The organism is Kosakonia sp. MH5, assembly GCF_009935945.1.
In the GTDB taxonomy this organism is placed as follows: domain Bacteria; phylum Pseudomonadota; class Gammaproteobacteria; order Enterobacterales; family Enterobacteriaceae; genus Kosakonia; species Kosakonia radicincitans.
The window spans coordinates 100039-108043 of sequence record NZ_QODH01000013.1 but is presented as its reverse complement, the minus strand read 5'-3'; the positions used below and the strand labels follow the sequence as shown (position 1 = coordinate 108043).

Here is an 8005-nt window from a genome sequence, read left to right as displayed (position 1 = left end):
GTGTGCATATTACGCTTTCCCGCTGTGAAGTCAACTGATTATTTTCAGATTTCTTCACCTGACAGGCCGGTGTGTATACCGTTGTGCCGTGTCAGTGGAGGCGCATTATAGGGAGATAATTCCGGCTGACAACCCCTAATTTAAAAAAAGTTTTCAACCGTCTCTTTTTTGTTCAAAGACGCCCTAAAGTGCCAGTTTTTCGAGCGTTTTAAAGCCATAGCGCTGCAAAACGGGCAATAACTGCGCAGTTTCAGGCGTTAGCGCCATACAGTACGCAATATTATCGCCAGCGGATTTTGCATCCGGCGCTTCATGCTCCAGCAACCAGGCGGTACGGCGCGCAATAGCTGCACCGGAATCCACCAGCCGAGTGCCCTCTGGCAGCACCTGCAACAGTTCATCCTGCAGCAGCGGAAAGTGCGTACAACCCAGGACTACGGTATCCGGAGGCTCTTTCATGCGTAACCAGGGACGCAAGATCTGACGTAGCTCTTCAAGCGGCACTTCCTTACCGTGCAGTTTCGCCTCAGCCAGAACAACCAGCTCCGCCGACCCCAGCATCTCAATACGACACTCATTCGCAAAACGCGAAATCAGTTCATGCGTATAAGGGCGTTTCACTGTGCCGCGCGTTGCCAGTAGACCCACAATCCCGTTTGCCGTTAAGCGTGCAGCCGGTTTGATGGCGGGGACAACGCCAACAACAGGAAAGGTGAATTTGTCACGTAACGCGGGAAGAGAGACGGTGCTTGCGGTATTACAGGCGATAACAGCCAGTGAGAGGGGGTATTGCACCTGAACAGCGGTAACAATCTCGACAACACGTTCAACGATAAACTCTTCGCTTTTCTCACCGTAGGGGAAAGCGACATTGTCGAAAGCGTAGATGTAATGGAGATCCGGCAGGAGATGCCGAATCTCATCATAGACGGATAACCCACCGACGCCGGAGTCAAACACCAGGACGGTGGGACGCGCGTCAGAAGGTGTAGCTGCCAGACAAGGTGTATTCCCGTCCTGCAGTTTGGTAGCCATAAGCTGTCTCGTACTCTTTATCGAACAAGTTAGCTATTTTACCACGAACTGTAAGATGAGATGTCACTGGATATGAGGCAGATAGATCAACCGTACTATAACTCGGCAAAACACGTTGCTCAGGGTTATAAGTTGACGTGCGATTGTCATAGCGTTTACCGAAGTATTCCCACGCCAGATCCATATCTACATTGAAAATGGACCAGTCGAGCTGGTACTTGGCCTGGCGTTTTGAGCGGCGCGGCAGCACTTCGTTCGTTTCGTCATCACGCGGATCGATGTACTGCAAGGTTACACGATGCGAGAAGATGCCGGTATCGACGCTTCCTGTCCACTCAACGCCTTTAATGGTTGCAGCGTTAATGTTGTAGTAAGCCGTATCGCTATAGGTGATCAGATTATCGATCTCATAACGGTACGCGGACAAACGCCAGTCAACCGGGCCGGTTAATCCTTCCACACCCGCTTCCCACTGTTTTGACTCTTCCGGTTTCAGATCCGGATTGGAAGCAATGCCAAAGCGCTTCGCGCCGTACTGCTGGCCAAGTGAAGGTGCCAGGAAACTCGTGCCGTAGGAGAGCGTCAGGCGGTAGTTTTCCACAAACTCCCAGCCAGCAGCCGTTTGCCAGGTACCGTGCCAGCCGAACGCATCATCTTTATCTTCGCGCCCGGAAGCCTCCAGCGTAACATCGCCAAACTGCTGCATGCCGTTCAGGTAGAAGCCGGTATTATCGCGATCGTAGCTGTCGCTCGTGCTTTGATTAGATGAAACCAGACGTTCCTGCTTCCAGTCGACACCTGCGCCCAGCGAGCCTTTACCCACCGCAATATTGTTACCCCACTGAATGTAACGCTGCTCCATATCATCCAGCGTAGTGCCATCGTTATAACGGCCATAGATGCTGCTGTAGTTGTAGTCTTTGCTTTTTTGATAGCTGGCCAGCAGCTGCGATGAGTAGATCCCCTGGTTGAAATTCAGCCCGGTATCCCAGCCCTGAACATACAACTGGCGCTCATCGGCGCTGTAATCTGGCGAATACGGCTCGCTGCCCAAATCGTAATCCACATTATTACTGAAGTTGTAGCCACGGAAGAAACCATCAAAATGGTCATCGAACTTATGCTGTAAGCTGCCCCAGAACGTTTTATTGCGGTAGCCATCACGATCTTCATCATGATCCCATGTCGAATCCGGCTGCACGTTGAATCCGCGCGTACTGGTATAAGAACCTGCCGCGGTCACCATCGTATCGCCAAAACGCTGGCGCCAAGTGCCGTCATAGGTTTGATAACCTTTCGAGCCCATGCTGGCGTTGACCTGGGATTTCTCGCTATCCGTCATCGTAATGACGTTGACCACGCCGCCAATCGCGCCGGAGCCATAAACTGCAGAGCGCGGCCCGCGAATATACTCAACGCGCTGCACCAACGAGAGCGGGATTTGATTGAGTTCGGGATCGTTCGAAATCCCTGAACGCGCCACCGGTACGCCATCAATCAGCAGCAGCAGATGTTTTGCTTCCGTACCGCGAACATAAACGGACGCTGTTTGTCCCAGCCCACCGTTTTGCGCGATATCCACGCCCGGTAAACGGCGTAGCACATCAATGAGTGAACGGGATTGCCAGCGATCGATATCCTCGCGCGTGACCACCTCGGTCGGCGCCAGCACGGTTTTAGCCGATTGTTGAAAACGATTTGCTGTCACCACCAAATTGTCTGAGCTGCTATCCTGCGCCCAGCCGGAAAATGCCGTGACGGAGAGCGCCGTCAGCAGCGAAGCTTTTTTAATCATTGTGAGAGCATCCACAAAATAAAAAGGATGCCGCAGGTTCCATCAATAGCACGCGATGATGTTACCAGATGCGACGTATTCCGGCAGGTCTTCGGGCTTGGAGGTACAACAAGACAGGACTTCCCACCACTGGCAGTGTCTGCTGTCTCACCTTAATCCTTACCGCTGCGCGTCAGCCCCAGATTTACACTGGGTTCCCTTTTAACTCACAGGACCGGAACACGGATGCTACATTCGGTTACATATGGATGTCCAGACTGCTAAGTGAGTATTTCAAAAACATCCAGCACTGGACATCCGGTGAGCAATCCCTACAATCGCCGCGTTATTCTTAATCTCTCAGGAAGCATCATGACCCCCGAACACCTGCCGACAGAACAATACGAAGCTCAACTGGCCGAAAAAGTCGTGCGTCTGCAATCGCTGATGACGCCATTTTCCGCGCCGCTTCCGGAGGTGTTCCGCTCGCCGGTCAGCCATTACCGCATGCGCGCCGAGTTCCGGATTTGGCATGACGGGGACGATCTCTACCACATCATCTTCGATCAGCAGACAAAATCGCGTATCCGCGTCGACAGCTTCCCGGCGGCCAGCGAACTGATTAACGTGTTAATGAAGGTGATGATTGATGCCGTGCGCGGCAACCACACGCTGCGCCATAAGCTGTTTCAGATTGACTACCTGAGCACCATGAGCAATCAGGCGATTGTGACGCTGCTGTATCACAAAAAGCTGGATAACGAGTGGCATGAAGCCGCCACCCAGTTGCGTGATGCGCTGCGGGCGCAAAACCTGAATGTGCAACTGATTGGCCGCGCCACAAAAACCAAAATCGAGCTCGATCAGGATTATGTCGATGAACGCCTGCCGGTCGGTGGCAGAGAAATGATCTACCGCCAGGTGGAAAACAGTTTTACCCAGCCTAACGCGGCAATGAATATTCAGATGCTGGAATGGGCGCAGGATGTCACCCGCGACGCCAGCGGCGATTTGCTTGAACTGTATTGCGGTAACGGCAACTTCTCACTGGCGCTGGCGCGCAATTTCAACCGCGTGCTGGCCACAGAAATCGCCAAGCCTTCTGTCGCCGCTGCGCAATACAACATCGCCGCCAACCATATTGATAATGTACAAATCATTCGTATGTCTGCGGAGGAGTTCACTCAGGCGATGAACGGCGTACGCGCCTTTAACCGTTTGCAGGGGATCGATCTGAAAAGCTACCAGTGCGAAACGATCTTCGTCGATCCGCCCCGCAGCGGGCTGGATGCGGAAACCGAAAAAATGGTGCAGGCCTATCCGCGCATTCTGTACATCTCCTGCAACCCGGAAACGTTGTGCAAAAACCTCGAAACATTAAGCCAGACGCATGACGTTTCGCGTCTGGCATTGTTTGATCAGTTCCCTTACACGCACCACATGGAGTGCGGCGTTCTGTTGACCAGAAAGTAAAATCTCTCATCCCTCTCCCATAAAGGAGAGGGAAAAATCACTCCGATGCTTCGTGTTTGCGGCTACGACTGCGCAGGCGGAAACCAATCCAGAAGACCAGCACCACCGACAGCACGGCCGGCAGGAAGTTGGAGCCGATCACCGGGTATTCAGCGCGAACGACCGTACTGTACAGAAGCACACCGAGAATAAAGCAGGCGGCGGCAAGGCCCGGCAGGCCAACTGGCATGGTGCGATTCTGGTAACGCTGATGCAGGCAATAGACCGTCAGCACCAGCGAGATAACCGGAAACAGAGAAAAGGGAACCACGGAACTGAACACAGCGGAAAATGCGCCGTTAATCGATAAGCCAGCAACCAGCGCCAGCAGCAACGTACCTTTATCTTGACCTGACTGTTTCATTACTCATCCTTTGCTTCACTCGTCGGTTGATGCGCCAGTTTTTCCTGCTCGCGGCGATACCAGTAATAGGCGCCTTTTGAAATCATCCGCAACTGTAGTACCAGCCGCTCTTCTAACTGCCGACGTTGTTCGGCACTCACATCCAGCGCCTCTGCGCCGGCGTTGAAAACGATCGTTACCATCGCCTCGGCTTGCGCCTCGGTAAAGGCGCGCGGCATATGGTTTTCGAGTTCGAGATAGTCAGCAAGTTCCGCGATAAAGTGCTGAATTTCGCGCGCGACCGCCGCGCGGAAAGCGGCTGACGTCCCGGAACGCTCACGCAGCAGTAGCTGAAATGCGTTGGGATTGTTGCCAATAAATTCCATAAAGGTGGAAACCGAGGTGCGGATTACGCTGCCGCCTTTGGCAATACGCTGGCGCGCCTGGCGCATCAACTGGCGCAGCATCAACCCGCTTTCGTCCACCATGGTCAGACCGAGCTCATCAACATCACGAAAATGCCGGTAAAAAGACGTCGGTGCGATACCCGCCTCGCGGGCAACTTCCCGCAGGCTCAGGCTGGCAAAACTTCGCTCGGCGCTCAGTTGGCTAAATGCCGCTTCCACCAGCGAACGCCGGGTTCTCTCTTTTTGTTGCGCTCTTACACCCATCACTATGTTTGAATCCTTCCTGGGGCTTTCTGGCAATATACCAGAGAAAAATCCGATCTGATCGTACTGGATTGTGACCGATTATTTACACGGCGTTTCTTCTTTTTTGCATGAAAAAAGCACAACGATAATTGGGATATCGTGGCTTTAATGTTAGTATTCTGTTGTTTTTATGTATAAGAACAGGTAAGCCTTACCATGCCACATTCCTACGATTATGATGCAATTGTAATAGGCTCCGGCCCAGGCGGCGAAGGCGCAGCTATGGGTCTGGTTAAACAAGGAGCACGGGTCGCGGTTGTTGAGCGTTACCATAACGTCGGCGGCGGCTGTACGCACTGGGGAACCATCCCCTCGAAAGCGTTGCGCCATGCCGTTAGCCGCATTATCGAATTCAACCAAAACCCTCTCTACAGCGACCATAGCCGCCTCCTCCGCTCCTCTTTTGCTGATATTCTGAACCACGCAGAGAGCGTGATTAATCAGCAAACCCGCATGCGTCAGGGCTTTTATGAGCGTAACCGTTGCGAAATTCTTGAAGGCAACGCCCACTTTATTGATGACCACACGCTGGCGCTGGAGTGCCACGACGGCACGGTAGAAACGATCACCGCAGAGAAGTTTGTTATCGCCTGCGGCTCGCGCCCCTACCATCCGGCCGATGTGGATTTTACCCATCCGCGTGTCTACGACAGCGATTCAATCCTCGATATGCACCATGAACCCCGCCATGTCATTATCTATGGCGCCGGGGTGATCGGCTGCGAATATGCATCGATCTTCCGGGGAATGAACGTCAAAGTCGACCTGATTAACACTCGCGATCGTCTGCTGGCGTTTCTCGATCAGGAGATGTCGGATTCGCTCTCGTACCACTTCTGGAACAGCGGTGTCGTTATCCGTCACAACGAAGAGTATGAGCGTATCGAACCGCTGGAAGACGGCGTTATCATGCACCTCAAATCGGGCAAGAAACTGAAAGCCGATTGTCTGCTCTATGCTAACGGCCGTACCGGTAATACCGACAGCCTGCAGCTGAGTAACATTGGTCTGGAAGCCGATGGTCGCGGGCAGCTGAAGGTCAACAGCATGTACCAGACCGCGCTGCCGCACGTTTATGCGGTGGGCGATGTGATTGGCTACCCAAGCCTGGCGTCAGCGGCTTACGATCAAGGGCGTATCGCCGCGCAGGCGATGATTAAAGGCGAAGCGACAGCGCACCTGATTGAAGATATCCCGACCGGCATCTACACCATTCCGGAAATCAGTTCTGTCGGCAAAACCGAGCAACAGCTGACCGCAATGAAAGTGCCGTACGAAGTGGGTCGCGCGCAGTTTAAACACCTGGCGCGGGCGCAAATTGTCGGCATGAATGTCGGAACCCTGAAGATCTTGTTCCACCGCGAAACGAAAGAAATTTTGGGGATCCACTGCTTTGGCGAGCGCGCGGCCGAAATTATTCATATCGGCCAGGCGATTATGGAGCAGAAAGGTGGCGGTAACACGATCGAGTACTTCGTTAACACCACCTTCAACTACCCGACAATGGCGGAAGCCTATCGGGTTGCCGCGCTAAACGGTTTAAACCGCCTGTTTTAACGTGTTATCGAAATGGCCATCCATTGCACCGCGGATGGCCTCTGCCAGCTGCTCATAGCGGCTGCGCAGCGGTGACCCCGGGCGATAAACCAGGCCGACAGTACGTTTCGGTTCCGGCTTAATGCACGGCAGGTAAACCACGCCATCACGTTTACGCTCACGCGGCACAGCCAGCGCGGGCAGCAATGTGATGCCACTCCCTGCCGCCACCATATTGCGCAGCGTTTCCAGGCTGGTAGCGCGGAAGTGCGTATCTTCGTCTGCCCCGGCTTCAAAGCAGAAACCCATCGCCTGATCGCGTAGGCAGTGGCCATCTTCCAGCATCAGCAGCTTTTCACCCGCCAAATCGGCCATCGGCACGCAGTCGCGATTCGCCCACGGATGATCTTCATAAATCGCCAGCAGCATCGGTTCGTCAAACAGCGGCACTTCAATAAAGGCTTCGCTCTCTTTCACCAGCGCCAGAATCGCGCAGTCGAGCTTGCCGCTGTCCAGTTGCGCCAGCAACTGATGCGTCTGCGCTTCATGCAGATACATTTCCAGTTTCGGGAACGTTTGATGCAGAAGTGGAATAATATGCGGCAACAGATAAGGCCCAACGGTTGGGATCAAGCCGATATGCAGCGGGCCGGACATGGTTTCCCCCTGCTGGCTTGCCATTTCCTTCAGCACTTTGACCTCGCGCAACACCGTGCGCGCCTGATCCACCAGCAACAAACCCGCCTGGGTGAACAGCACTTTGCGGCTGGTACGTTCCAGCAACATCACGCCCAGTTCATCTTCCAGCTTACGAATCTGCCCGCTCAGCGTTGGCTGGCTGACGTGGCAGGAGTCGGCTGCCCGGCGAAAATGGCGGTGTTCGGCTAACGCCACCAGGTATTCAAGATCACGAATATTCATTATTCATCCTCCGTCGCCACGATAGTTCATGGCGATAGATAGCATAGCAACGAACGATTATCCCTATCAAGCATTCTGTTGAATAATAAGCAACAGAAGCGAAGCGGAGCCTCACTTACCCCGTGATGAGACTATTAACCCTTTGTTTCTCTCTGAACAACTAAAGCCAAC

At 53.6% G+C, this 8005-nt stretch carries 7 protein-coding genes and 1 riboswitch; of the genes, 2 read left to right on the top strand and 5 right to left on the bottom strand.

Going from position 1 to position 8005, the window contains the following annotated elements; all coding sequences use genetic code 11:
• Positions 1 to 183 precede the first annotated feature (183 nt).
• Complete coding sequence (gene murI / locus DK872_RS24315; RefSeq protein WP_161518923.1) at positions 184 to 1035, bottom strand: glutamate racemase; 852 nt, start codon at positions 1033 to 1035, stop codon at positions 184 to 186.
• Positions 980 to 2830, bottom strand: coding sequence for a TonB-dependent vitamin B12 receptor BtuB (btuB, locus tag DK872_RS24310; RefSeq protein ID WP_161518922.1), 1851 nt, complete (start codon positions 2828 to 2830; stop codon positions 980 to 982). The genes murI and btuB overlap by 56 nt, the downstream gene beginning before the upstream one ends.
• A gap of 64 nt (positions 2831 to 2894) precedes the next feature.
• Positions 2895 to 3064, bottom strand: a riboswitch (cobalamin riboswitch).
• 117 nt (positions 3065 to 3181) lie between these two features.
• Here btuB and trmA point away from each other — a divergent pair.
• Complete coding sequence (trmA, locus tag DK872_RS24305) at positions 3182 to 4282, top strand: tRNA (uridine(54)-C5)-methyltransferase TrmA (protein WP_071921770.1); 1101 nt, start codon at positions 3182 to 3184, stop codon at positions 4280 to 4282.
• Positions 4283 to 4319: 37 nt separating this feature from the next.
• Here trmA and DK872_RS24300 read toward each other — a convergent pair whose 3' ends face one another.
• Entirely contained in the window at positions 4320 to 4685 is a 366-nt protein-coding gene (locus DK872_RS24300; protein WP_007369204.1) for a YijD family membrane protein, read from the bottom strand.
• Complete coding sequence (fabR, locus tag DK872_RS24295) at positions 4685 to 5338, bottom strand: HTH-type transcriptional repressor FabR (RefSeq protein WP_035889190.1); 654 nt, start codon at positions 5336 to 5338, stop codon at positions 4685 to 4687. Before fabR ends, DK872_RS24300 begins: the two co-directional genes overlap by 1 nt.
• 195 nt (positions 5339 to 5533) lie before the next feature.
• Here fabR and sthA point away from each other — a divergent pair, with 195 nt between their 5' ends.
• Complete coding sequence (sthA, locus tag DK872_RS24290) at positions 5534 to 6934, top strand: Si-specific NAD(P)(+) transhydrogenase (RefSeq protein ID WP_035889188.1); 1401 nt, start codon at positions 5534 to 5536, stop codon at positions 6932 to 6934.
• On the opposite strand, the gene oxyR is transcribed toward sthA, so the two are convergent.
• Positions 6917 to 7834: a DNA-binding transcriptional regulator OxyR gene (gene oxyR / locus DK872_RS24285; protein WP_007369207.1), complete on the bottom strand. Its 918-nt coding sequence runs from the start codon at positions 7832 to 7834 to the stop codon at positions 6917 to 6919. The two genes, sthA and oxyR, sit on opposite strands and share 18 nt — an antisense overlap.
• Positions 7835 to 8005 lie beyond the last annotated feature (171 nt).